25 protein-coding genes are annotated in these 20,645 nt (G+C 61.3%); 4 read left to right on the forward strand and 21 right to left on the reverse strand.

The genetic code is table 11. From position 1 onward, the window contains the following. Positions 1-3: 3 nt before the first annotated feature. Positions 4-627: an SH3 domain-containing protein gene (locus ACP15W_RS16500; protein WP_424934017.1), complete on the reverse strand. Its 624-nt coding sequence runs from the start codon at positions 625-627 to the stop codon at positions 4-6. Beyond that, positions 624-1,019 carry an acyl-CoA thioesterase gene (locus ACP15W_RS16505; protein ID WP_424934018.1) on the reverse strand — a complete coding sequence of 132 codons (396 nt, stop codon included), beginning with the start codon at positions 1,017-1,019 and terminating at the stop codon, positions 624-626. Before ACP15W_RS16505 ends, ACP15W_RS16500 begins: the two co-directional genes overlap by 4 nt. A 174-nt stretch (positions 1,020-1,193) precedes the next feature. Between ACP15W_RS16505 and cysQ the strand changes: the two genes are divergently transcribed. From cysQ to galU, 3 genes are all read left to right on the forward strand, one after another. Further along, a complete protein-coding gene (gene cysQ / locus ACP15W_RS16510; RefSeq protein ID WP_424934019.1) occupies positions 1,194-1,994 on the forward strand; it encodes a 3'(2'),5'-bisphosphate nucleotidase CysQ in 801 nt (266 codons plus the stop codon). 18 nt (positions 1,995-2,012) lie between these two features. Then, on the forward strand, positions 2,013-2,813 hold the full coding sequence (locus ACP15W_RS16515; protein ID WP_424934020.1) for a 3-deoxy-manno-octulosonate cytidylyltransferase: 801 nt from the start codon (positions 2,013-2,015) through the stop codon (positions 2,811-2,813). Between the two features lie 131 nt (positions 2,814-2,944). Next, the gene (gene galU, locus ACP15W_RS16520; RefSeq protein ID WP_424934021.1) at positions 2,945-3,853 is read left to right on the forward strand and encodes a UTP--glucose-1-phosphate uridylyltransferase GalU; all 909 of its coding nucleotides are present in this window, start codon (positions 2,945-2,947) and stop codon (positions 3,851-3,853) included. A gap of 281 nt (positions 3,854-4,134) precedes the next feature. Here galU and ACP15W_RS16525 read toward each other — a convergent pair whose 3' ends face one another. The 9 genes from ACP15W_RS16525 to ACP15W_RS16565 form a co-directional block, all read right to left on the reverse strand. Then, positions 4,135-4,599, reverse strand: coding sequence for a PTS sugar transporter subunit IIA (locus tag ACP15W_RS16525; protein WP_424934022.1), 465 nt, complete (start codon positions 4,597-4,599; stop codon positions 4,135-4,137). 29 nt (positions 4,600-4,628) lie between these two features. Beyond that, positions 4,629-5,204: a ribosome hibernation-promoting factor, HPF/YfiA family gene (gene hpf, locus ACP15W_RS16530; protein ID WP_424934023.1), complete on the reverse strand. Its 576-nt coding sequence runs from the start codon at positions 5,202-5,204 to the stop codon at positions 4,629-4,631. Positions 5,205-5,331: 127 nt separating this feature from the next. Then, positions 5,332-6,660 (reverse strand): RNA polymerase factor sigma-54, encoded by a 1,329-nt coding sequence (rpoN, locus tag ACP15W_RS16535; protein ID WP_424934024.1) that lies wholly within the window; start codon positions 6,658-6,660, stop codon positions 5,332-5,334. Between the two features lie 36 nt (positions 6,661-6,696). Continuing rightward, positions 6,697-7,455, reverse strand: a complete 759-nt coding sequence (gene lptB / locus ACP15W_RS16540) for an LPS export ABC transporter ATP-binding protein (protein WP_424934025.1) — start codon at positions 7,453-7,455, stop codon at positions 6,697-6,699. Continuing rightward, entirely contained in the window at positions 7,452-7,952 is a 501-nt protein-coding gene (locus ACP15W_RS16545; RefSeq protein ID WP_424934059.1) for an LptA/OstA family protein, read from the reverse strand. The genes lptB and ACP15W_RS16545 overlap by 4 nt, the downstream gene beginning before the upstream one ends. A 2-nt stretch (positions 7,953-7,954) precedes the next feature. Next, complete coding sequence (locus ACP15W_RS16550; protein ID WP_424934026.1) at positions 7,955-8,590, reverse strand: hypothetical protein; 636 nt, start codon at positions 8,588-8,590, stop codon at positions 7,955-7,957. 4 nt (positions 8,591-8,594) lie between these two features. Further along, complete coding sequence (locus ACP15W_RS16555) at positions 8,595-9,581, reverse strand: KpsF/GutQ family sugar-phosphate isomerase (RefSeq protein ID WP_424934027.1); 987 nt, start codon at positions 9,579-9,581, stop codon at positions 8,595-8,597. A 19-nt stretch (positions 9,582-9,600) separates the two neighbouring features. Continuing rightward, the gene (locus ACP15W_RS16560) at positions 9,601-10,215 is read right to left on the reverse strand and encodes a ribonuclease D (protein WP_424934028.1); all 615 of its coding nucleotides are present in this window, start codon (positions 10,213-10,215) and stop codon (positions 9,601-9,603) included. Between the two features lie 208 nt (positions 10,216-10,423). Further along, positions 10,424-11,023 (reverse strand): helix-turn-helix domain-containing protein, encoded by a 600-nt coding sequence (locus ACP15W_RS16565; protein ID WP_424934029.1) that lies wholly within the window; start codon positions 11,021-11,023, stop codon positions 10,424-10,426. A 258-nt stretch (positions 11,024-11,281) separates the two neighbouring features. Between ACP15W_RS16565 and ACP15W_RS16570 the strand changes: the two genes are divergently transcribed. After that, positions 11,282-12,232 carry an NAD(P)H-dependent flavin oxidoreductase gene (locus ACP15W_RS16570; protein ID WP_424934030.1) on the forward strand — a complete coding sequence of 317 codons (951 nt, stop codon included), beginning with the start codon at positions 11,282-11,284 and terminating at the stop codon, positions 12,230-12,232. 534 nt (positions 12,233-12,766) lie between these two features. Here the strand turns inward: ACP15W_RS16570 and ACP15W_RS16575 are convergent. The 10 genes from ACP15W_RS16575 to ACP15W_RS16620 all read right to left on the reverse strand — a co-directional run bounded on the left by ACP15W_RS16575 (position 12,767) and on the right by ACP15W_RS16620 (position 20,405). Further along, the gene (locus tag ACP15W_RS16575; RefSeq protein WP_424934060.1) at positions 12,767-14,467 is read right to left on the reverse strand and encodes an ABC transporter ATP-binding protein; all 1,701 of its coding nucleotides are present in this window, start codon (positions 14,465-14,467) and stop codon (positions 12,767-12,769) included. Positions 14,468-14,523: 56 nt separating this feature from the next. Next, positions 14,524-14,904, reverse strand: a complete 381-nt coding sequence (locus tag ACP15W_RS16580) for an ExbD/TolR family protein (RefSeq protein WP_424934031.1) — start codon at positions 14,902-14,904, stop codon at positions 14,524-14,526. Further along, positions 14,904-15,299 (reverse strand): ExbD/TolR family protein, encoded by a 396-nt coding sequence (locus tag ACP15W_RS16585; protein WP_424934032.1) that lies wholly within the window; start codon positions 15,297-15,299, stop codon positions 14,904-14,906. The genes ACP15W_RS16580 and ACP15W_RS16585 overlap by 1 nt, the downstream gene beginning before the upstream one ends. Further along, a complete protein-coding gene (locus ACP15W_RS16590) occupies positions 15,289-15,978 on the reverse strand; it encodes a MotA/TolQ/ExbB proton channel family protein (RefSeq protein ID WP_424934033.1) in 690 nt (229 codons plus the stop codon). Before ACP15W_RS16590 ends, ACP15W_RS16585 begins: the two co-directional genes overlap by 11 nt. A 5-nt stretch (positions 15,979-15,983) precedes the next feature. Next, complete coding sequence (locus ACP15W_RS16595; protein WP_424934034.1) at positions 15,984-16,436, reverse strand: hypothetical protein; 453 nt, start codon at positions 16,434-16,436, stop codon at positions 15,984-15,986. A gap of 153 nt (positions 16,437-16,589) precedes the next feature. Then, complete coding sequence (locus ACP15W_RS16600; RefSeq protein WP_424934035.1) at positions 16,590-17,261, reverse strand: D-lyxose/D-mannose family sugar isomerase; 672 nt, start codon at positions 17,259-17,261, stop codon at positions 16,590-16,592. 24 nt (positions 17,262-17,285) lie between these two features. Further along, positions 17,286-18,014, reverse strand: coding sequence for an SDR family oxidoreductase (locus tag ACP15W_RS16605; RefSeq protein ID WP_424934036.1), 729 nt, complete (start codon positions 18,012-18,014; stop codon positions 17,286-17,288). A gap of 57 nt (positions 18,015-18,071) precedes the next feature. Then, positions 18,072-18,614, reverse strand: a complete 543-nt coding sequence (locus ACP15W_RS16610) for an adenylyl-sulfate kinase (protein ID WP_424934037.1) — start codon at positions 18,612-18,614, stop codon at positions 18,072-18,074. After that, entirely contained in the window at positions 18,611-19,516 is a 906-nt protein-coding gene (locus tag ACP15W_RS16615; RefSeq protein ID WP_424934038.1) for an ROK family protein, read from the reverse strand. Before ACP15W_RS16615 ends, ACP15W_RS16610 begins: the two co-directional genes overlap by 4 nt. Beyond that, on the reverse strand, positions 19,500-20,405 hold the full coding sequence (locus tag ACP15W_RS16620) for a tagatose-bisphosphate aldolase (RefSeq protein ID WP_424934039.1): 906 nt from the start codon (positions 20,403-20,405) through the stop codon (positions 19,500-19,502). The genes ACP15W_RS16615 and ACP15W_RS16620 overlap by 17 nt, the downstream gene beginning before the upstream one ends. Positions 20,406-20,645 lie beyond the last annotated feature (240 nt).

The following is a 20,645-nucleotide window of genomic DNA, read 5'->3' on the forward strand; positions in this document are numbered from 1 at the left end:
GGTCTAACGCGAGACGGAGCAGCATCCCGTGACAAGCGTCTTGTCACCTTCGGAATCGAGCAGGACATTCGCGGAAAGCCCGTACTCCAAACCGTTGTCATGGGTGCGACATAGTCCTTCCGCGACGCTGATATAGGCTCTGTTGCGCGGGTTCACCGCCTCGATGAAACGGCTGGAGCGGTTCTCGCCGTCGGGTGCGAACATCTCGGCGATTGTCAGGGAGTGATCCTCGCCAGTTCCCAGGGAAAGCGCCACCTCGGGACCTGAAATCTGCAACCACCAGACCGGACCGTTTCCGAGACAGGCAAGAAACTCCGGCGCCGAATCCCGCGCCCAGACCGAATCCGTCTGCTTGAGATAGCGCATTTCCACCCAGCCCGCGCGCTCGTCCGAATTCACTATTCCCCAGGCAGTGTCAGGCGTCTGGCCAACCACCTCGATGTCTTTGCCGTCAGACGGAATGAAACCGATCGGATCGCTCGTGGGATTGGGCTTGGCGTGAATCGTCACTGCCTCACCAGGCTTGATGCCGCTGATCTGGAAAATCGCCGGAAAATGGATCTCATGCGCCGGTGCGGACGCCGCAACGAACAGGATGGCGGCAGGAAAGGTCAACTGAAACTTCACACGTCCTCCTGCTCCGGCAGTGGGCGTTTCCTGCCATTCTCGTCGACGGCAACAAAGACGAATTCCGCCTCCGTTACCTTGATCCGCGTCCCTTCGGGCTGGCGCAGGATCCAGGCCTCGATCTTCATCTGCATGGAGGTATTGCCCTCGCGCAGCATCGTGGCATGGATGGAAAGCACATCGCCCACGTGAACCGGATGATGGAAGGTCATGGCATCGACCGCCACGGTCGCGACCCGGCCCTTTGCCCGACGCCGCGCCATGACCGAGGAGCCCAGGTCCATCTGGCTCATCAGCCAGCCACCGAAGATATCACCGTTCGCGTTGGTGTCCGCCGGCATGGCAATCGTTTGCAGGGTCAGTTCGCCCGTAGGCTGATCTTGTGTCTTCATGGAGTCACCCGGGCTGATTCGACCTTACCGATAGCAGATGTTCTGCCTCTGGATGTTTACAAATCGAGCATTCGTGGTCCATAGCTTGCCAAGGTCTCGGGCTGTGGGTCCGCGCGCATGTGTGTTTCGCGTGGTCCCGCCCGGTGAAATGGTAACGAGAGGTTGGCCAAGGTCATGGATTACACGAGTATCGTAAGCACCATCCGGAAACTCGCGCTCGAGGCGGGCGATGCGATTCTGGAAGTCTACAATCGCGAAGATTTCGATGTCCGCGCAAAGTCGGACGATTCGCCCGTGACGGAAGCTGACGAACTCGCAGACAAGCTGATCTCCGCAGGTCTCAAGGCCGCGTTCCCCGAGATCGCCATCGTGACCGAGGAACAGTCCGATACCCACGATGTGGCGGCTTCCGTGTTCTTCCTCGTCGACCCGCTCGACGGAACCAAGGAATTCGTGAAGCGCCGCGGTGATTTCACCGTGAACATCGCCCTGATCGAGAATGGCGTGCCCACCCGTGGCGTCGTCTACGCACCTGCCAAGGACCGCCTGTTCTATACCGGCGGCGACGGGAAGACCGTCGAGGAAGCAGGTCCTTTTGCCAAGGATACCGCCGGCGACGTGAAGCCGCTCAGTGTCTCCAACCCTGATCCCTCGGCTCTCGTGGTCGTCGCGTCGAAATCGCACCGCGATCAGGCAACGGATGACTACATCAACAGCTACTCCGTTTCCGAATTCCGCTCGGCCGGTTCCTCGCTGAAGTTCTGCCTTGTTGCGGCCGGTGAGGCCGATCTCTATCCGCGTCTCGGCCGCACCATGGAATGGGATACCGCCGCCGGTCAGGCCGTTCTTCTGGGCGCAGGCGGCAAGGTCGTCCGCTTCGACGATCACACTCCGCTCACGTATGGCAAGAACATCTATGAAAACCCGTTCTTCATCGCCTATGCTCCGGGTATCGAGCTGAAGAAAAGCGCCTGAACGGGAGGGGCGGAAACCATGTCGGTCCTGATCGTCATTCCCGCCCGCTACGCTTCCACCCGCTATCCCGGCAAGCCCCTGGCCGAACTCAGGGGCGCGACCGGTGAGGCGAAAAGCCTCATCCGCCGCAGTTGGGATGCGGGGTGCAGTGTCACCGGTGTCGACCGGGTTGCCGTCGCGACCGATGACGACCGGATCGCCTCCGCGGCCAGGGCCTTCGGCGCGGACGTCATCATGACGCCCGAAACCTGCCGCAACGGCACCGAGCGGTGCAGTGCCGTTCTCGAAACGCTCGATGCCGAACCGGAAATCATCGTCAATCTTCAGGGCGATGCGCCACTCACGCCGCACTGGTTCGTGGAGGCGCTGGTCGAGGCGATGCGTGCAAATCCCGAGGCGCAGGTGGCCACTCCGATTCTACGCTCGAGTGCGCAGACCGTCGCCGATCTTCTGGAGGATCGCCGCGAGGGCCGGGTCGGCGCCACGACCGCCGTATTTGACCGGGCAGGAGACGCGCTCTACTTCTCCAAGGAGGTTCTGCCCTTCACCGGCAGGCCGCTGAGAGAGGACGAGACCATCCCGGTCTTTCATCATGTGGGGGTCTATGCCTATCGCCCGGCAGCCCTGCGCGCCTATTCCCAATGGGACATGGGCGAACTGGAGCGGTGGGAAGGCCTCGAACAACTTCGGTTCATGGAGAACGGGGTTCGGGTGAAATGTGTCGAAGTCGAAGCCAGAGGCCATGCCTTCTGGGAGGTAAACAATCCGGCGGATATTGCCCGAGTAGAGAGCATTTTCCAGAGATTGGGTATCGAATGACCGGCATATAACTGCCTGAGCATCCATTCTTTGGACTTTTTTAGTGGGACCGTTGTCATGGGTTATGGTAGCCAACGGTCGGGAACTGTTAGCCTGCGTATGCCAGAGTTGATCTAGTAAATGGGGAAGATATGACCAATCGAGTGACCAAGGCGGTTCTTCCGGTAGCGGGGTTCGGAACGCGCTTCCTGCCTGCGACGAAATCCGTGCCGAAAGAAATCATGCCGCTCGTCGATCGGCCGCTGGTACAGTATGCCATTGATGAGGCACGCGCCGCGGGGATCACAGAATTCATCTTCGTGACGTCGCGCGGCAAAAGCGCCCTCGAAGACTATTTCGACAGCGCGCCCGAACTCGAGAAGGCGCTGCATGACGGCAAGAAGCATCACCTGATCGAAGCGCTGAAGCAGACCGATATGGACAGCGGCGCCGTCGCCTACATTCGTCAGCAGGAACGCCGCGGCCTTGGCCACGCCGTCTGGTGTGCCCGCCGCCTGATCGGCGACGAGCCCTTCGCCGTCATCCTGCCCGACGACGTGATCGATGCCGACAAGCCCTGCCTTCAGCAGATGGTCGAAGCCTATGCCGAGCATGGCGGCAACATGGTTGCGGCGATGGAAGTCGAGCACAGCCGCGTTTCCTCCTACGGTATCCTGGACGTGAAGAGCGAATCGGGCGCCTCCATGAAGGTGCAGGGCATGGTCGAGAAGCCGCAGCCCGAGGATGCGCCCTCTGATCTCGCGGTTATCGGTCGCTACATCCTGAGCCCGCAGATCCTGCGCAATCTCGACACGATGGACAGCGGCGCGGGCGGAGAAATCCAGCTCACCGACGCCATCGCGGCCGAGATCGAGAAGAACGACAACGTCTATGCCTACCGGTTCCAGGGCCGCCGTTTCGACTGCGGGTCCAAGTCCGGCTACCTGCAGGCAACGGTCGCCTTCGGCATGGCCCGTGACGACCTGCGTCCGGAGTTCGTCGAATTCCTCCGCAGCTACCTCGAGAACGACGCGCCGAAGCCGGCGATCCGCGCCGTCTGAGACCGCAGGCGTCCGATCTTCCCGTATGACGCTCTTGGTCACCCCTCGGGGTGGCCTTTTGCATGCAAGCGTGTCGCGCAAAGCCGGGCACCGACTTTGCGCTATCCGACACGCGACCGGACAGATTATGCGTGTCGCGCAAAGCCAAGCATCGGTTTCGAGCTGCCCGACACGCGACCGGACAGATTCAGCGTAGCGTGCAAAACCACGCTCCCCGAAACGAAAAAGCCCCCGCGTGGTGCAGGGGCGCAAGCCGGAGACCGGAATGACCGAGAGCGGCGTCAGGCGGCTTGGCTTGCCTTGTCTTCGGTCAGAATGGAATAGATTGCCGCGGCCTCGAAGGTCGAGCGCAGCTTCGCACAAATGGCATCGCTGCGCAGTGTCCGTGAAACGCGCGCCAACGCCTTCAGGTGATCGGCACCTGCGGATTCCGGGGCAAACAGGGCAAAGACCAGATCCACCGGCTGCCGGTCGATGGCATCGAAATCGACCGGCTTCTCCAGCCGGACGAACAGTCCGCAGACCTTGTCGACCTCGGCAAACCGGGCGTGCGGAATGCCGATGCCGCGACCGAAACCGGTGGGGCCGAGGGCCTCCCGGTCCATCAGGGCCCTGTAGGTAGAAGCCGAGGAAAGGCCATATACGGATTCCGCCATGTCAGCGAGATCCTGCATGAGGCGCTTCTTGCTCGTCACCTTGAGTGGAGCCCTTACGGCCTCCACGCCAATGATATCTGAAAGCTCCATGAGCCGGCTTCCTTACAACAAAAAGGCGCCTACTGAGAATTGCGAGGATCGATCCAGCCGATGTTCCCATCCTCGCGGGTGTATACAACGTTTACACCACCGTGCTTCTCGTTGCGAAAAACAAGGAGAGGAGCGCCCGCAAGCTCCATCTGCATCACTGCCTCGCCCACCGAAAGATTTGGCACCTTCGTTTCCATCTCCGCAATTATAACGGGTTGAAGCGATTCGGGTTCCATCTCTTCGTCGTGATCGTTAGCGGCAAGGATGTATGATGCCTCTCCGAGCGTTTCAATGGGGTTTTCCCGGCTTCGGTGATGGTCCTTCAGTCGACGCTTGTAGCGGCGAAGCTGCTTTTCCATGCGGTCGACCGAGCCCTCGAACGCGGCATAGATCTCGTTCGCCCGCGATTTGGCCTGGACGTTGAGACCGGTTGGCAGGTGAACCGAAAGATCGGAAACGAACTCGTGCGCGTCCTTGGAAAACGTCACGATGGCCTCGGCAGGGCGCTCGAAATACTTGCCCACCGATTCCACGAGACTTGTCTCGACATGCGTTCGCAACGCGTCGCCGACGTCGATATGTTTTCCGCTGACCTGGATATGCATGTTCTTCTTTCCCCCGAACGACTGCCCTGGGCCTGGCTCGGATCTGTTTTGCACGGGCGGACCCTATGGACGGGCGGCCCGATATTGTCAACCGCCGCCCGCCGCCGGCCCCGCCTGTCGATTTCCGTTAGACCTTGGAAAGAGACAGTTTCTTGCGGCGGCGTTGGACAGAAGACGGTATGCCCAAGACCCCACGGTATTTCGCAACGGTCCTGCGCGCAATATCAATCCCTTCAGCCTTGAGCATTGTCACCAAAGCATCGTCGGAAAGCGTGGCGCGCGGTTCTTCGGCATCGACCATCACGCGGATGCGATCCTGAACCGCCGTTGAGGAGTATCCCTCTCCGCCGATGACCGACTGGATGGCCGAACTGAAGAAGTATCGGAGCTCGAAAGTGCCCTGGTCGCAGGCCAGGAATTTACCTGCGGCGACGCGACTTATGGTTGATTCGTGAAGATTCACCCGCTCGGCAACCGTGCGCTGGGTGAGGGGGCGAAGCGCCCCGACACCGTCCGAAAAGAAGCGTTCCTGCTGAAGCGCGATCTCGGATGCGACCTTCAGAATCGTGCGGGCACGCTGCTCAAGCGACCTTACAAGCCAGTTCGCACTTGATCGGCATTCCGAGATGAATGCCTTCGATGCCCCGTCGCCTTCGCCAAGTTCTGCAACATAGGCGTTGTCAACCAGCACCCGCGGCAGGGTCTCGGTATTCAGTTCGACCTGGATCCCCGCATTTCCGATGCTCACGAAAATATCGGGGACTGCCACCTGAATCTGGGCCGTGCCAAATTTCAGGCCGGGTTTGGGATCGAGCTCGCGCAGTTCGACGAGCATGTCGGCGATATCCTCGGCATCGACACGGCAGACCCGTTCCAGTTCCTGCGTTCGGCCCTTGGCCGAAAGATGCAGGTTGGCCAAGAGGGCCTGCATCGCCGGATCGAGCCGATCGCGTTCGCGCAGTTGAAGGGCGAGGCACTCCTGGAGCGTTCGCGCGCCCACCCCCGTCGGCTCGCAGGACTGCACCGCGCGCAGCCCTTCCGCGATCTGCGCCATGCTCAGGCGATGGCGCCGGGAGATATCTTCCGGCTGGGCCCGGAGATAGCCGTCCTCCTCGAGCTCGTCCGCGATTATGAGGGCGGCGTCCCGCGCGTCCGGGCCAAGCCGCATGAACCGGATCTGTTCGTGAAGGTGTTCCCAGAGCGTGATCTGCTCCGCGACCCGCGACATGGGATCGTCGTCGGCGCCCTGTGCGCCGCCCGCCGAGCGCGCGGGTCCCGTGCCAGTTCCGTGCTGCGCGGGCTGAAAGTCGAGCAGGGGATTGCGCTCCACTTCCGTCGAAACATAGTCCGCCAGCTCCACGTTGGACATCTGCAGGAGCTTGATCGCCTGCTGAAGCTGCGGTGTCATTACCAGCGATTGTTGCTGGCGAAATTCGAGGCGCGGCGAAAGCGACATTACGTCCCTCTCGCCCCCGTCTCCCGGCTGGAGCGGCTACATCTGGAAAGAATCGCCAAGATAGACCCGCCGAACATCGTCGTCGCGCACGACCTCCTCAGGGGTGCCTGTCATCAGAACGCTGCCTCCGTGGAGGATATAGGCCCGGTCGACAATTTCCAGCGTTTCTCTCACGTTGTGGTCGGTGATCAGCACCCCGATGCCCCGGTCCTTCAGGTGCCGCACGAGGTCGCGGATGTCATTGACCGCGAGGGGGTCAACGCCCGCGAAGGGCTCGTCGAGCAGAACGAACTTGGGCTGCGAGGCGAGGCAGCGCGCAATCTCCACCCTGCGCCGTTCCCCGCCCGAGAGCGCGATGGCCGGCGTGCGCCGCAGATGGGTGATCGAGAACTCCGCCATCAGTTCATCGAGCATCTCGTGCTGCTTTTCCTGGTTCGGGATCGTGACCTCGAGGATCGAACGGATATTGTTGGCCACCGTCATGCCCCGGAAGATCGAGGCTTCCTGCGGCAGGTAGCCGATCCCGATTTTTGCCCGGCGATACATCGGCAGAAAGGTCACGTCCCGACCATCGACGAGGACAGAACCCGCGTCGGGCGGGACAAGCCCCGCGACCGCGTAGAAGCAGGTGGTCTTGCCGGCGCCATTCGGGCCGAGGAGCGCCGCGACCTCGCCCCGGCGTACCGAGAGCGAGACATTCCGGAGAACCGGGCGTTTGCGATAGCTCTTCGCCAGCCCGATCACTTCGAGCCCGGACGAACTGTGCTCGCTCAAAGAGGATTCCCCTGCTTTCATTGCGTACCCGCGGGCTCGTAGACGGTGCGAACCCGCCCGTCGAAGGTGCCTGTTCCGGCGTTGAGGTCGATCCGAAGCGCCTGGCTCGCCAGCGCGTTCGGCCCCTGGGTCAGGAGCACGTCGCCTTCCATCAGCACCAGTCCGGGCCCCACGTCATAGCTCGCCTCGCTGGCCTCCGCCGCTTCCTCGCCGTTGGTGAGGGTGACGTTTCCCTCGGCCTCCATCCGCGTGATGCCGCCCGCGCTCTCCTCCCCGGTCTCGGCATAAAAGACCAGCACCTTGTCGGCGGCAATCCGGAGCGCGCCCTGGATGGCCCGCACCTCCCCGGTGAAGAGCGCCGTGCCCCCGGCCTGATCAAGCTCGAGATGATCCGCCGTCACCTCGATGCGCTGCGTCGTGTCGTGCCCTCCCTGCGAGCCGAAGGGAACGGTGGTCTCCTGCGCCGCCGCGACAAGCGGCAGGACAAGGACGGCAAGGAAGGCTGCTGGGCGAAACATCGTCACGGGGTTCTCGAGCTTTCGGTTGTCGGGGCAGGGGGATCGTATAGGAGGCGCACCCCGTTGCCGAACGAAAAGCGCCGCTCCGAGGCGTCATCGCCGCTTGGCACGATCTCGAGCGTCTCGGACCGGATCTCGCCCATCGGCCCTGCGCCTTCCACGTTGCCCTCCCCCCGCATGGTTCCGGCCGCGAGGTCGAGCACCACCGTATCGGCCACGAGATCGTAGCCGCCAGGCACATGGATCTCCACCGACCCGGCAAGATCGAGAACCCGGTCGGCGATCGTCAACTCCCCCTCGTCGGCCGAGAGCTGCACCTCCGTCCCGCCCGAAAGCGTGACCCGACCGCGCAACCGGGTGATGGCAGCCCGCGTCGGCGGCGCCGCGTCGGGCACCACCAGATCCGCCTCGAAGACGAAGGGATCGCCATCGCGCGTGGTCCCGGTGAAGGTCGGATTGGTGATCTGGAACCCGCTCCCGAGCTCCTCCAGATCGGCTTCGGAGAAGACGATCTCGGCCCCGTCCTCGTCGGAGGGCTGGCTGATGAACACGCTCAGCAGCAGCGCCGCGGCCAGAAGCGGAAATCCCACCTTGAGGATCGCCACCACGCGCGTGTGAAGGCCGGGACCATCCGCCATCGCCTCAGGTCACACCCGCCCGCAGACAGTCATGGACATGCAGGATCCCAACCGGACGGCCGGGCGCATCCGGGTCCATGGCGAAAAGCGTGGTGATCTTGCGCTCGTTCATCAACCCGAGGGCCTCCGAGGCCAGGGAGGTCTTCGGGATCGTCGTGGGATCGCGCGTCATCACGTCCTCGACCCGCCGCTCCAGAAGTCCGTCGAGATTGCGCCGCAGGTCGCCATCGGTGATCAGACCCGCGAGCAACCCGGCCTCGTCGATCACCCCGACCACGCCGAAACTCTTGCGCGTCATCTCGATCAGCGCCTCGCCCATGGGTGTACCGATGCTCACGACCGGCACATCCGGACCCGAATGCATCAGGTTCTCGACCGTCGCCAGCCGGGCGCCCAGCTTGCCACCGGGATGGAACGCCCGGAAATCCTCCGGCGTGAAATGCCGGTGATCCATCAGCGCCACCGCAAGCGCATCGCCCAGGGCCATCGCCATGGTGGTGGAAGTGGTGGGCGCAAGCCCCACGGCGCAAGCTTCGGGCGCGGGCGGCAGCACCAGTCGCACGTCGGACTGGTTGATCAGCGTGCTGTCCGCGCGGCTCGCCATGCCGATCAGCGGGATCGAATACCGCCGGGTATAGGCGATCATGTCCGAAAGCTCCGCCGTCTCGCCGGAATTCGACAGGAGCATCACCACGTCGTCGCGGGTGATCATGCCGAGATCGCCATGGCTCGCCTCGGCCGGATGCACGAACATCGCCGGCGTGCCGGTGGAGGCAAAGGTCGCGGCGATCTTGCGCGCCACATGGCCCGACTTGCCCATGCCCGAAACGATCAACCGCCCCGGTGCAAGCAGGATACGCTCGATCGCCTCGGCGAATGCGGGGCCGAGCGAGCCCTTGAGCAGCGCGAGCGCGGAGGCCTCGGTCTCGATGACCTCACGCCCGGTCGCGATCAGCCGCTCGGGATCTGGGAGGGGAGTGTTTCGTATCATGACCTCTGGGCCGCCAATCTCAGGAATGCGCGAAGATGTCGATCTCGTCCCATCCCGCCAGATCGAGCGCCGCTCGGTGCGGCAGGAAGTCGAAACAGGCCTGCGCGATTTCGGCCCGGCCCTCGCGCTGGAGGCGCTGATCGAGCACCGCGCGCAGCCGATGCAGGTAGAGAACGTCCGAGGCGGCATAGTCGAGCTGGGCCGGGGTCAGCTCCGCAGCGCCCCAGTCGCTTGACTGCTGATGCTTGGAAATGTCGATTTCCAGCATCTCCCGCACCAGTTCCTTCAGCCCGTGGCGATCAGTATAGGTCCGAACCAGCTTCGAGGCGATCTTCGTGCAGTAGACGGGGGTGGTGAGAACCTTGAACCGGAAGAGCATCACGGCGATGTCGAAGCGCCCGAAATGGAAGAGCTTGAGCCGGTTCGGATCGGCAAGAAGGGCGCAGAGATTGGGCGCCTCGGTCTGGTCGGGCATGATCTGCACCATATGCGCGTCGCCATCACCGGCCGAAAGCTGCACAAGGCAAAGCCGATCCCGATGCGGCACCAGACCCATGGTCTCGCTGTCGATCGCAATGACACTGCCGAGATCGAGATCGTCGGGAAGATCGCCCCGGTGCAAGTAGTTTCCCATGAAACGCTCCGTTCTTGGCCGGGGGCCGCGCTGCCGGGTGGCCTGTTCCGGGCATGAAGGCCGGTCGTGGCGGGCGGCGGCGCAATCGGGCCGTGCTTGTCCTTGGCTCAGATGATCGATGCGGAATGCAATCGCCTCCGCGCCGGTGTCGCGGGGATACTTGCCCAAGAGCTAAGAGCGAATCCAGTGCAAATTGCGCTTGTACGCGCTAACGCTGTTCTATCTTGAACCAGATTGTCCGGGCGGGTTCGGAACCCTCGTTGATTGTCCGGCGCAGTTTTTCGGCGCGATAGGAGATGAGATCCCCCGCGCCGATGGCATAGGTCTTCCCTTCGACCTCCACCTTGAGAGCTCCCTCGAGCATCAGCCCGTGGATCGTTCCGGGCGTGCCGTCCCCCGTAACGGGCGAGGTGCGGCCCGGCGCGTATTCCGAGATCGAGATGCAGATGCCCGCAGTGGTATCGCGCCTCAGGATCCGATGCACCACCTCGTCCCGGACAACAACCTGAATTGCGTCCTCCGAACGCACGACAACATCCTCTTCCGAACGTGTCGCCGCGAAGAACTCGGAAATTTCCGTCCCCAGCGCTTCCTTGAGAAGGATCAGCGAGCCGATGGAAGGGGCGGCAAGGCCGCGTTCGACCAGGCTGAGCATGGAGGAACTCAGCCCGGATTCCTCCGCAAGGGCCTGCAAGGTCATGTTCCGCCCTTTTCGGAGTTCTCTTATGCGTCCGCCAATCGCGAGGAGAGTATCTCTTGCGTCATCCGCGTCAGGTGGATCTGAACTTCTTTGTCTTTCAAGGCTCACGGCAAACGTTCCTCAAAAAAGTATATTAATTACAATTCTCTCTGGCCTCCATAATAAGTAGCATACCAGTAGACCAACGCAATCGAAACTGCGTCGGCCGGTTTTCACAAGTCGGAATTTGAAGTGTGAGGGGCCCGGCCTTGCCTGTTTTGCCGGCGTCCCAAATCAAGAAATAGCGTGATTGGCCGGGTCCGTACCCTTTCCGTGGTGATGACCTTCGTTTACTCGGGATTAACTGTAGAATCGAAAGGTCGCCGGATGCCACTGCCAGGTTCATTTGAAGGACGTCTTCGCCTCCCAGCTATTGCGGCGCCGATGTTCCTCGTATCGGGCGTGGAACTCGTTGCCCGGGTTTGTGCGTCGGGTCTTGTCGGGACATTTCCCGCGCTCAACGCCCGTTCAACGCAGAATCTGTCCGAGTGGTTCCACGAGCTCGATACCACGCTGGCGGAATGCAGCGAGCCAGCACCCTATGGGGTCAATCTGATCGTCCACAAGACGAACCCGCGACTTCACGACGATCTGGAAATGATCGTCCGGCACAAGGTTCCCCTGGTGATCACGTCCCTCGGCGCGGTCAGGGAGGTGGTCGAGGCTGTGCACGGATATGGCGGACTGGTCTTTCATGATGTCATCTCCCGCCGCCATGCCGAGAAGGCTGCCGAAGCCGAGGTGGACGGGATCATTGCGGTCTGCGCCGGAGCAGGCGGCCACGCGGGCAGTTTGAGCCCTTTCGCGTTGGTTCCCGAGATCCGTCAGGTCTTTGATGGCACCATCGTGCTCGGCGGTGCCATCTCGACCGGCAGCCAGGTTCTCGCGGCGCAGGTCATCGGGGCCGATTTGGCCTACATCGGCACGCGGTTCATCGCCACGCGCGAGGCGATGGTCACCGAGGCGCAGAAACGCATGATCCTGGAGTGCCGGGCCGGCGATGTGACCTACACCTCCCGGATCTCCGGCGTTCATGCGAACTTCATGCGCCCCAGCATCGTTGCCGCCGGTCTCGATCTCGACGATCCCAAGGCCGCCCATGATCTCGACATGAGTGGAGAGGCGAAGGCCTGGAAGCAGATCTGGTCTGCCGGGCAGGGGGTCGGCTCCATCGACGATTTGCCACCCGTTGCCGACCTTTGCGAGCGGCTCATCTTGGAATATGACGCGGCCCTCGCAGCCCTGCCGCCTCGCCGGTCCCCGCTCGCAGCGGGGTAACTGTCGCGACGGGGCGGGAGTGCGGAGGTCTGCTGCGAGCCCTTTTGGAAAATTGGGGCCTGGTGTTCATGGCCCGGAGTAGAGGTGCGTAGCACCGCCGGGCCAGCGCCCGTCCGCCCCATGGGCGGGCGCTCACTCAGCCAGCCTTTTCCAGACCAGTCGCGCGTGGTGTCGGCACCATAAATGGCGTTTTACAGTCTTCAGGACGCGCCACCCTCGGACGGCCGCTGGCCGCCGTGTCGTGCGAAGACGAATGTCAAATACGTCCGTATTGCCAACCACCACAGCTTGTGGACACCCCCAGAATTTTTGCTGCGGCAGCCGCGCATGTTCAGTGCACGAGGGTATTCCGTCGTGAAACCCGCGGCCATGAGCCCGGTTTCGGTACTGCGGTCTGTGCGCCAGTATGCATATCAAATGCATATGAAATATGTATCAAATGCACATTCCCGAATCCGGCGTTTCAGGCGGGGCTTCGGGCCTCAATTCGGCCCGTCACGCGCCGTCCCTTTCCGGTCCCGGATCACTTGAGGTTCAGGCCGCGAGCCTGGCGTAGACGCCCGCTTGCCGGATCAGATCATCGTGCCGTCCGACCTCCACGATACGCCCCGCATCCATCACCGCAATCCGGTTCGCAGAGCGGATCGTGCCGAGCCTGTGGGCAATTACCAAGGTCGTCCGCCCCACCGCAAGTGCTTCCAATGCCTGCTGAATTTCCCGTTCTGTCTCGCTGTCGAGCGCGGATGTCGCTTCGTCGAGAATGAGGATCGGCGGGTTCTTGAGGAAGGCCCGCGCGATGGCGACCCGCTGTTTCTGCCCGCCCGAAAGGGTCACGCCGCGTTCGCCCACGATGGTGTCGAGCCCTTCCGGCAGGCCGGCGATCAGGTCGGCGATCTGCGCCTTTCGGGCCGCTTCCATGATCTCCTCATCGCTCGCCCCGAGCCGCCCGTAGGCGATGTTTTCGCGGATCGTCCCCCCAAACAGAAACACATCCTGACTCACCAACCCGATCTGCCGCCGCAGACTCGCGACAGTCATGTTACGAAGCGGCACGCCGTCGATTGTGATCTCACCGGAATTCGGTTCGTAAAAACGGGGTACAAGTGCGAGCAGCGTCGATTTTCCGGCACCTGATGCCCCCACGAATGCCACGGTCTCGCCGGGGTTTACAGTGATGGAAACGTCATGGAGCACGGCCCGAGAGGTGTCGTAGCTGAAGCTCACGTTCTCAAATGAGATCTCACCGCGAAAGTCAGGAGCCTCGCGCGCATCGGCTTTGTCCGCTATTTCCGGTTCGGTTTCCAGAAGGCTCAGATAGTTCTGAAAGCCGGCGATACCTTTCGGATAAACTTCCATCACGGCCGCGATCTTTTCCAGCGGGCGGAAGAAAACGTTCACCAGTAGCAGGAATCCCACGAATCCGCCCGCCGTGAGACTTCCCGACAGTACCAACCACGCACCTGCAACCATGATTATGACCTGCACGAGACGCATTCCGAGATAGTTCAACGCCTGTGAGGCGGCCATGACCCGGTAACCTTCGAGCTTGGCACTGCGATACTGATCGTTATCGCTGTCGAACAACGTGCGCTCGTGGCTCTCGTTGGCGAATGCCTGAACGAGGCGTATGCCCCCCAGCGCCTCCTCCAGGCGGACATTGAACTGTCCGAGCCGTGAGAAAATGTCGCGCCAGGCGCGTGTCATGCGACCACCGAAATGCGAGACGATCCAGACGGTTGAGGGCACGATTAATGCCGTCAGAACAGCGAGTCCGGGATGGATGCTCAGCATGAGCGCGAAGGCACCAATGAAGGTCATCACTGCGACAAAAAGATCTTCCGGTCCGTGATGGGCAACTTCGCCGATTTCCTCCAGATCCCGTGTCACACGGGCGACAAGCTTCCCGGTGCGCATCCTGTCATACCAGCGCCAGCTGAGCCGCGTGAGATGCTCGAACGCCCGAGCGCGCATGACCGTCTCGATATTTATGCCCAGCATGTGACCCCAATAGGTCACGACTGCCATCAGCCCCGCATTTATCATGTAGATGACGAGCAGCCCGCCCGCTGCCAGAAGGGTGAGACCCCAATCACCCTGAGGCAGAAGTTTGTCGATGAAAGCTGTCACCGCCAGCGGAAAGGCGAGCTCCAGTATGCCGGAGAGTACGGCACAGCAAAAGTCGAGCCAAAACAGGCGTTTCCACGGACTGTAGTACTCAGCGAACCGACGTAGCATCCTGCGCGTATCGGGTTGGGCTCCGTTCAGCGCTGGGGCTCCCTCAAGCGAGACCTTCATTCGAGTGCCTGTTCCGTTACGATCATGACCCGCGCAGCACCAGCTTCGCGAAGATCGCGTCCGAGAGCGATCAGTTCCGCCGCCGGAGCTTCCCGGTCTGGAACGATCCGAACCGTAGGTTCGTCCCCGAGCTGTTCGAGGTAGTTTCCGAGGTCCCCGAGCGGTTCACCCCTATAGCGCCTCTCGCCTTCGCCGCTGAGAATGATCGCGTCTGGTGGCTCGCGACCTTCGAGTTCCGCGGTGCTGACAAGTGTGACGTCCTTGTCCATGGGCGGTGCGACGGTCCCGGCAACGAGGAAGAATACGAGCATCAGGAAAACGACGTTTATCAGTGCGATCGTGGGTTCAAGCTTCGAACGTTTCCTGAGCTTGCGCATCAAGACCCCTCCAGGACCGTGACCGGAACATCCGGCAGCGCTTTTGCCTCTACCAGTGCGTCAGTCAGGAGTTGCGCATCCACGTCTTTGCCAATCGAAATGATCAGGGCGGCTTCTTCCTCGTCGCCGATGCGCTTCTCTACAACGTCGGCCAGTTCATCGAGTGCAATCTCGGAACCGTTCAACGTTATCCGCTCCGGGCTCAGGCGAAGGAACAGCATCTGGCGATCAACCTCGGTTTCGGACGCATCCGCAGCACCCGCAGCCGAAAGCTCCACTTCGGCGAAGCGCGAGAAGGTCGAACTCAGCATGAAGAACAGCAGCAGGAGAAAAATAACGTCAATCAGGGACGTGAGCGATAGTCGCCGTGCACGCCTGCGTGACTTAAGTGGCATGGCCCATTGCCGCATAAGGAGCGGCCAATGCGCTCCTCCCGGCCCTTTCCTCCGCTGCCGAACCGAGCGGGTTCAGAATGGTTGCGATGGCCCGCCCGGCAATCACCCGCTCCGCTTCCATCCGGGCCTCAAGCCAGGACAACACTGCGGACGTCGGCATCGCCACCGCCAGTCCGACAGCTGTCGTGAGCAGCGCCACCCAGATCCCGCCGGCCAGGATTGAGGGATCAACCTGGCTGCCTGCATCCTGCAGGGCGCGGAACGCGTCGATCATGCCGAGGACGGTCCCGAACAGACCCAGAAGTGGTGCAATCTGCGCCACGGTATCCAGAAACCGGAAACCATGTTCGAGTCGCAGAAACCGCGTTTCGGCTTCGGCTTCAAGCCGGGCGGCAACACCGATGCCCGGTTCGGCGGAATAGGCCATGGCAATCACGGGCCCGAGATAACTCGTGGAACGTTCAAGCTCCCGCCTTGCTTCGGCGGGACGATGATCGTCCCAAAGCGCGATGGATGCCTGCAGCGCGCGATGTCGACCGACACCGTTGGCTTTGAATTGCCAGACTTTCCAGATTGCGACAGCGGAGGTCAGAACAGAGATCAAAACCAGAAGGGCGACAACTGGTCCTCCGAGATCGATGATCTCCCTGAGCGGCTCGAGTGTAGCGAATCGTTCCATGATCTCTAACCGTCGATCTCGATTTCGGTGTCACTGGAGACGCTCAATGAACCGATGCAGACACCTGCTCCGAGATCTCCGGCTTCGCAGGTCTCGGCGCCGTTGATCAGAACGCTGCCAAGTCCCTCGCAGGTGATACCATCGACTTCGAAGCGCCGAACACGTGGACGATCGGCAGGCAGAGTGCCCATGTCAAAGAGCAGCAGCCGCTCGACGCGCCCATCGGTTGAAAAAAGTACGGTCTCGAAAACCGCCTGACCGATATCACTGTCGAAACCGTTCTCTGCCATGAACGTCAGCAGGCAGCCGTTCTCGGTGGGATCGACAGCGTTCAGAGACAGTTTCAATTGAGGTTCAGCCGGGATCTGGGCGGTCTCCTGTTCCTGCGCCATGGCTGCCATGGGCAGGAGCGTGACCAGCGCCGCCGCTGACAAAACCTGTCTCAACTCGTCCAACATGTACGTTTCTCCTGCGCCATATGCCCCTCGAAGGCGCGGGTGCGCTCGGTCCGATCCGAACAGGGACGAAGGCGCGCATTCCCGCGCGCATACCGCAATAACCGACTTAAATTGTCAACATGCGTTCTCTCGATCCCTTCACCCGGCTTCGACTCAGTTTGCCGTGCTTTCGTTCCATAGCAACCGATGAGGCAACTCGTCTTCCTCAATGGCAGTGAACCTGCCTAAGGGCTCGAGAAAAAAGTTGTCGCTGCGGTCATCGTTGCACTGGCTCACCTCGGCCACGAATACTGCTGCACCTTCGCCCCAGAAACGGTGCTGCAGCCCGCGCGGGATGGTAATTGCCTGGCCCGCTTTCAACCGATGGACACAACCGTGTGCCGGAAAGACTTCTCCATCAATCCGGATTGTTCTTGCCACGGGTTCGCCGCTCAGTGGTGGCACCGCGCCTTCCGCTGTGAACTCGACACAAAGTGTTCCGCCACCGCGCACAATGATGTCTTCGAGTTTCATTTTGTGCGCATGGAACGGTGTTTCCTGATCCACGCCCACAAAGAGCAGTTTTTCGGCGTAGGGGCGTTCGCCCTCGATGCCAAAGAGGCCGTTGCGCACGCAAAAGAGTACAAGGCCCCGTGTCTCGAACCGGCCGGAGCCGAAATCGGTCACGTCCCAGCCGATCTGTCGCTCGGAAAGCCAGGCGCTGCGCGCAGAATGTGCCTTGTGGTCTTCGGGCGTCCAGCTTGCGAAGTCTGGCATGGCCCAGCCATGTTCGGCGAGTTGCATCTCGGCTTCGCGAATGGCGGCGTTGATCTGGGATCTCTTCATGTTTGAAACCTCCCAATGCGATCTTCAGCAGGCGGTGAAACCGCCGTCGACGGGCAGCGAGACACCGGAGATCATCGAGGCACCGTCGCTCAAGAGAAATGCTATAGGCGCGGCTATTTCCGCTTCGGTCGCCCACCGGCCCAACGGCATCTGGCTCAGGAATGGCTCCTCGATTTCCGGACGGCCCCAGTACCAGGCCGACATCGGCGTCATGACCACCGTCGGGTGGACCCCATTGACCCGGATATTATGCGAGCCCAATTCGAGCGCGGACACCCGTGTGATGTTGTCAAGGGCAGCCTTCGAGGAGCCGTAGGAGATGTGACCTCTCAGGGCCACGAGGGAGGCCTGGCTGGAGACATTGACGATGGCACCACCCCGGCCCAGCCTGATCATGCTCCGGGAGGCATATTTCGTGACAAGCAGGGCGCCTCGCGCGTTGATGGAGATGACCTTGTCGAAGACAGAGATATCGGTTTCCATCGGGGTCGCGATTTCACCGCCAAATCCACCGCAGTTGACCACGCCCCAGAGGTCGAGATCCTTCAGAGCGGCCTTCACGCTCTCTTCCGATGTCAGATCGAAAGCCAATGTGCGACATCCGCAATCGCTCGCCAACGCCGTTAGTTTCTCCTGGTCCCTGCCTGCCGCAATGACATCAGCGCCGTTTCTGCACAGCAGTTTCACGGTCGCGCCGCCGATGCCCCCGCTCGCGCCGGTGACCAGGATCGCGCCCTTTTCGTAGTCCGCCATTTCTGTATTTTCACCTCCCGTGTGCCGGCTTTCTGCCGGTCGGTTTGTTCGTACAGCCTATTCCAACGCCGCCAGAACCCGGTTGGCCAGATCAAATGGTGCCGGTCCAGCCCCATCGACCTCGATGACCGGACCCAGCGCAATGGGACGGGCACGTTCAGCAAGCGCGAGAAGTTCCTCGGCATAGGATGCGGGTGGATGTCCTGCATGGCGCTTGGTTGCACGGGTCCGGTAACGTTCGGCAGCAATTCTGGGCACAATCCGCACCCAGATCTCAGCAACTCTCTCAATCTTCGCATGTTTGAGATGTCCGCGCAGCACGGTCGCCGGCTGGAACCCATGCCAAGCGTCGATCACCGGTAGCAGATCGTCGGGAAACTCCGCGACCGAATTGAAGATTGCCTGGTAGCTGGCGCGCCCGAGTTTCCGATTGTAGTCACGGTCGCCAGTTCCGAGGTGGGCGAAGAGCCCTTCCTTGATCGTATCAAGCCCGAGCGGAACCGCGGCTTTCCCGGATGCCAGCAATTCTGCGACCAGAGCTTGGGCAACCGTGGATTTGCCGCTCGCGGGAACCCCGTTGACCAGCACCGCACACTTCATGCTCGCTGTCCTTCGCTCGATCGGCCGTATGCCGATAGCGCAGCGAGCCCTGCGCCGATCACCCCTGCATCGTCGCCGAGACGGGCGGCTTCGATCGGCAAGCCAAACCAGCTTGATCTATTTGGCAGTCGCAAGAGCGCACGTGTCATCTCATGGCCCAGTCCACCACCGATCACGATCAAACGAGGGTCCGCCACGGCGACCAGAGTCGCGATCGCACTTTGCAATGGTAGAGCCCAGGTTGCGAGCAGGGTTTCCGCCTCCACATTTCCGCTTTTGGCGCGGGAAATCAAATCCTCTGCTTGGGTGTCTTGGGGAAAGCCGGCGGCGGCGATAAGCTTCCCAAGGGCGGTCCCCGAACTGAAGGTTTCGACACATCCTCTTCGGCCGCAATTGCAGAGCGATCCGTCGGGGGAGACGACAATATGGCCAAACTGGCCGGCCAGACCGCCACCATACCAGGGGTGACCATCCAGAAGCGCTGCGCCGCCAATCCCGGTGCCGATCGTGATCATGAAGATCAGTCCATCACCTGCTCCAGGCCGCACCCGACCCTCCGCGATCAGAGCCATGGTTGCATCGTTCTCGATGCGTACGGGTAGCCCCGTTTCTTTACTGATGCGACCCACGAGGTCGAGCCCACCAATATCAAGGTAGCCTGCGGACAGGATATGTTGTGCCTCGCCGTCAACACGGCCTGGAATTCCGATTCCGATCGCGACAGACCCCCGATCCTGGAGCTGTGCAATGAGCTCTACGAGCTGTGCCACGAAACCTTCCCGGTCAGATTTGACCGGCTCGACTACGCGCTCAAGTAGCGTCCCGTCTGAAGCAATTCGCGCTACCCTGATGCGGGTTCCCCCGACATCCACTCCAATCGCAGTATCAGGCTCTTCCCGCATGACGGTCCAAGACGTCCTGGATCTGGTTCAATCGGTCGCTCGCGATGCTTTCCAGTCTTTCCTCGTTGACCTTCGCATCAAGCGAGATGCAGTCTTTCCAGAGTGCGCGGCCCGCGATGACACCCGATGCGCCGTTTTCCATCGCCGTTTCAACTTGGCCGATAAAGGTTTCATGGTCCACGCCGGCCGATAGCACTGCCCAGGGAACGCCATTGCAGAGCCGCGTGATTTCGGCGCAGGCCTCTGCGGTGCCCGGGAAGGGTAGCTTAAGAACCTTCGCACCCAGTTCGATGGAAATGCGTGCGCTCTCCACGATCAATCCGGGGAAGGCTGTCTTGTATTCAGCCTCGCTTTCGCCCTCAAGCTGGTAGGTCAGTATTTCGACCACGAGCAAAAGATCTTCGGCTGCGAAGTCGGCGATACAGTCGCGAATGATACCAATATTGACTTTATTGGCGTCAGGTGTGTCGGGTCGAAGGTATACCATTAACTTGGCGCCGGTACCGCCGAGTTTACGAGTGCGACGCGCAGTGATCCCCGGCACCAGTTTGGAGATCCTGTAACCGTTCTGATCCGTGTCCCAACCTGACGCGTCGAGCCCGACAAGCAGGCCGGTATCGCGCGCCAATACTCCCTCATCCACCACATCTGGAACCGCGCAGACGGCATCCAGCAAAACACAAGACGCCTTGTTCGCAAGGTGCCGGACAATACCTGATTTCACGACCCCGAGAGCTTTCTCGTCGATCGCCGCCTGCTTTTCCTTAGTGTCGGCCAGGACCTTTCGCATTCCTCCGCGCTGGTCGCAGGCAACCACCATCATCAGGCCGTTCGATCCACAAATCTGCTGATATCCGCGCCGTTCCGATGTCGTCATATTATTGGTCATACGGGAAAATCCTCGCTCCATCCCCTGATGCCGCCAGCGCAAAATCGGCCTTGGTTCACACGTCTCCAACCCAGAGAAACGCCCTCGCGTCCTGTGATTAGGCCACTAACAGGCCTCGATTGCCGAAGCGGAGTTGACGCGGCATCTCTCGGTCGCCGCAGACGTTTCCATGCGGTCAAACGAGAAGTAGCGTCAGCATAAATGATCATCAACAATTATTTTCAGAAATATATTGCAAAA

Origin of the sequence: Amaricoccus macauensis (genome assembly GCF_049800915.1) — a bacterium.
GTDB classification, from domain to species: Bacteria; Pseudomonadota; Alphaproteobacteria; order Rhodobacterales; family Rhodobacteraceae; genus Amaricoccus; species Amaricoccus macauensis_A.

Excerpts from the sequence above, each read along its gene's own strand:
- ACP15W_RS16505 (WP_424934018.1), bottom strand. The coding sequence starts at position 1,019 with ATGAAGACACAAGATCAGCCTACGGGCGAACTGACCCTGCAAACGATT.
- cysQ (WP_424934019.1), top strand. The coding sequence starts at position 1,194 with ATGGATTACACGAGTATCGTAAGCACCATCCGGAAACTCGCGCTCGAG.
- ACP15W_RS16515 (WP_424934020.1), top strand. The coding sequence starts at position 2,013 with ATGTCGGTCCTGATCGTCATTCCCGCCCGCTACGCTTCCACCCGCTAT.
- galU (WP_424934021.1), top strand. The coding sequence starts at position 2,945 with ATGACCAATCGAGTGACCAAGGCGGTTCTTCCGGTAGCGGGGTTCGGA.
- ACP15W_RS16525 (WP_424934022.1), bottom strand. The coding sequence starts at position 4,599 with ATGGAGCTTTCAGATATCATTGGCGTGGAGGCCGTAAGGGCTCCACTC.
- hpf (WP_424934023.1), bottom strand. The coding sequence starts at position 5,204 with ATGCATATCCAGGTCAGCGGAAAACATATCGACGTCGGCGACGCGTTG.
- rpoN (WP_424934024.1), bottom strand. The coding sequence starts at position 6,660 with ATGTCGCTTTCGCCGCGCCTCGAATTTCGCCAGCAACAATCGCTGGTA.
- lptB (WP_424934025.1), bottom strand. The coding sequence starts at position 7,455 with ATGAAAGCAGGGGAATCCTCTTTGAGCGAGCACAGTTCGTCCGGGCTC.
- ACP15W_RS16545 (WP_424934059.1), bottom strand. The coding sequence starts at position 7,952 with ATGTTTCGCCCAGCAGCCTTCCTTGCCGTCCTTGTCCTGCCGCTTGTC.
- ACP15W_RS16550 (WP_424934026.1), bottom strand. The coding sequence starts at position 8,590 with ATGGCGGATGGTCCCGGCCTTCACACGCGCGTGGTGGCGATCCTCAAG.
- ACP15W_RS16555 (WP_424934027.1), bottom strand. The coding sequence starts at position 9,581 with ATGATACGAAACACTCCCCTCCCAGATCCCGAGCGGCTGATCGCGACC.
- ACP15W_RS16560 (WP_424934028.1), bottom strand. The coding sequence starts at position 10,215 with ATGGGAAACTACTTGCACCGGGGCGATCTTCCCGACGATCTCGATCTC.
- ACP15W_RS16570 (WP_424934030.1), top strand. The coding sequence starts at position 11,282 with ATGCCACTGCCAGGTTCATTTGAAGGACGTCTTCGCCTCCCAGCTATT.
- ACP15W_RS16575 (WP_424934060.1), bottom strand. The coding sequence starts at position 14,467 with ATGCTACGTCGGTTCGCTGAGTACTACAGTCCGTGGAAACGCCTGTTT.
- ACP15W_RS16580 (WP_424934031.1), bottom strand. The coding sequence starts at position 14,904 with ATGCGCAAGCTCAGGAAACGTTCGAAGCTTGAACCCACGATCGCACTG.
- ACP15W_RS16585 (WP_424934032.1), bottom strand. The coding sequence starts at position 15,299 with ATGCCACTTAAGTCACGCAGGCGTGCACGGCGACTATCGCTCACGTCC.
- ACP15W_RS16590 (WP_424934033.1), bottom strand. The coding sequence starts at position 15,978 with ATGGAACGATTCGCTACACTCGAGCCGCTCAGGGAGATCATCGATCTC.
- ACP15W_RS16595 (WP_424934034.1), bottom strand. The coding sequence starts at position 16,436 with ATGTTGGACGAGTTGAGACAGGTTTTGTCAGCGGCGGCGCTGGTCACG.
- ACP15W_RS16600 (WP_424934035.1), bottom strand. The coding sequence starts at position 17,261 with ATGAAGAGATCCCAGATCAACGCCGCCATTCGCGAAGCCGAGATGCAA.
- ACP15W_RS16605 (WP_424934036.1), bottom strand. The coding sequence starts at position 18,014 with ATGGCGGACTACGAAAAGGGCGCGATCCTGGTCACCGGCGCGAGCGGG.
- ACP15W_RS16610 (WP_424934037.1), bottom strand. The coding sequence starts at position 18,614 with ATGAAGTGTGCGGTGCTGGTCAACGGGGTTCCCGCGAGCGGCAAATCC.
- ACP15W_RS16615 (WP_424934038.1), bottom strand. The coding sequence starts at position 19,516 with ATGCGGGAAGAGCCTGATACTGCGATTGGAGTGGATGTCGGGGGAACC.
- ACP15W_RS16620 (WP_424934039.1), bottom strand. The coding sequence starts at position 20,405 with ATGACCAATAATATGACGACATCGGAACGGCGCGGATATCAGCAGATT.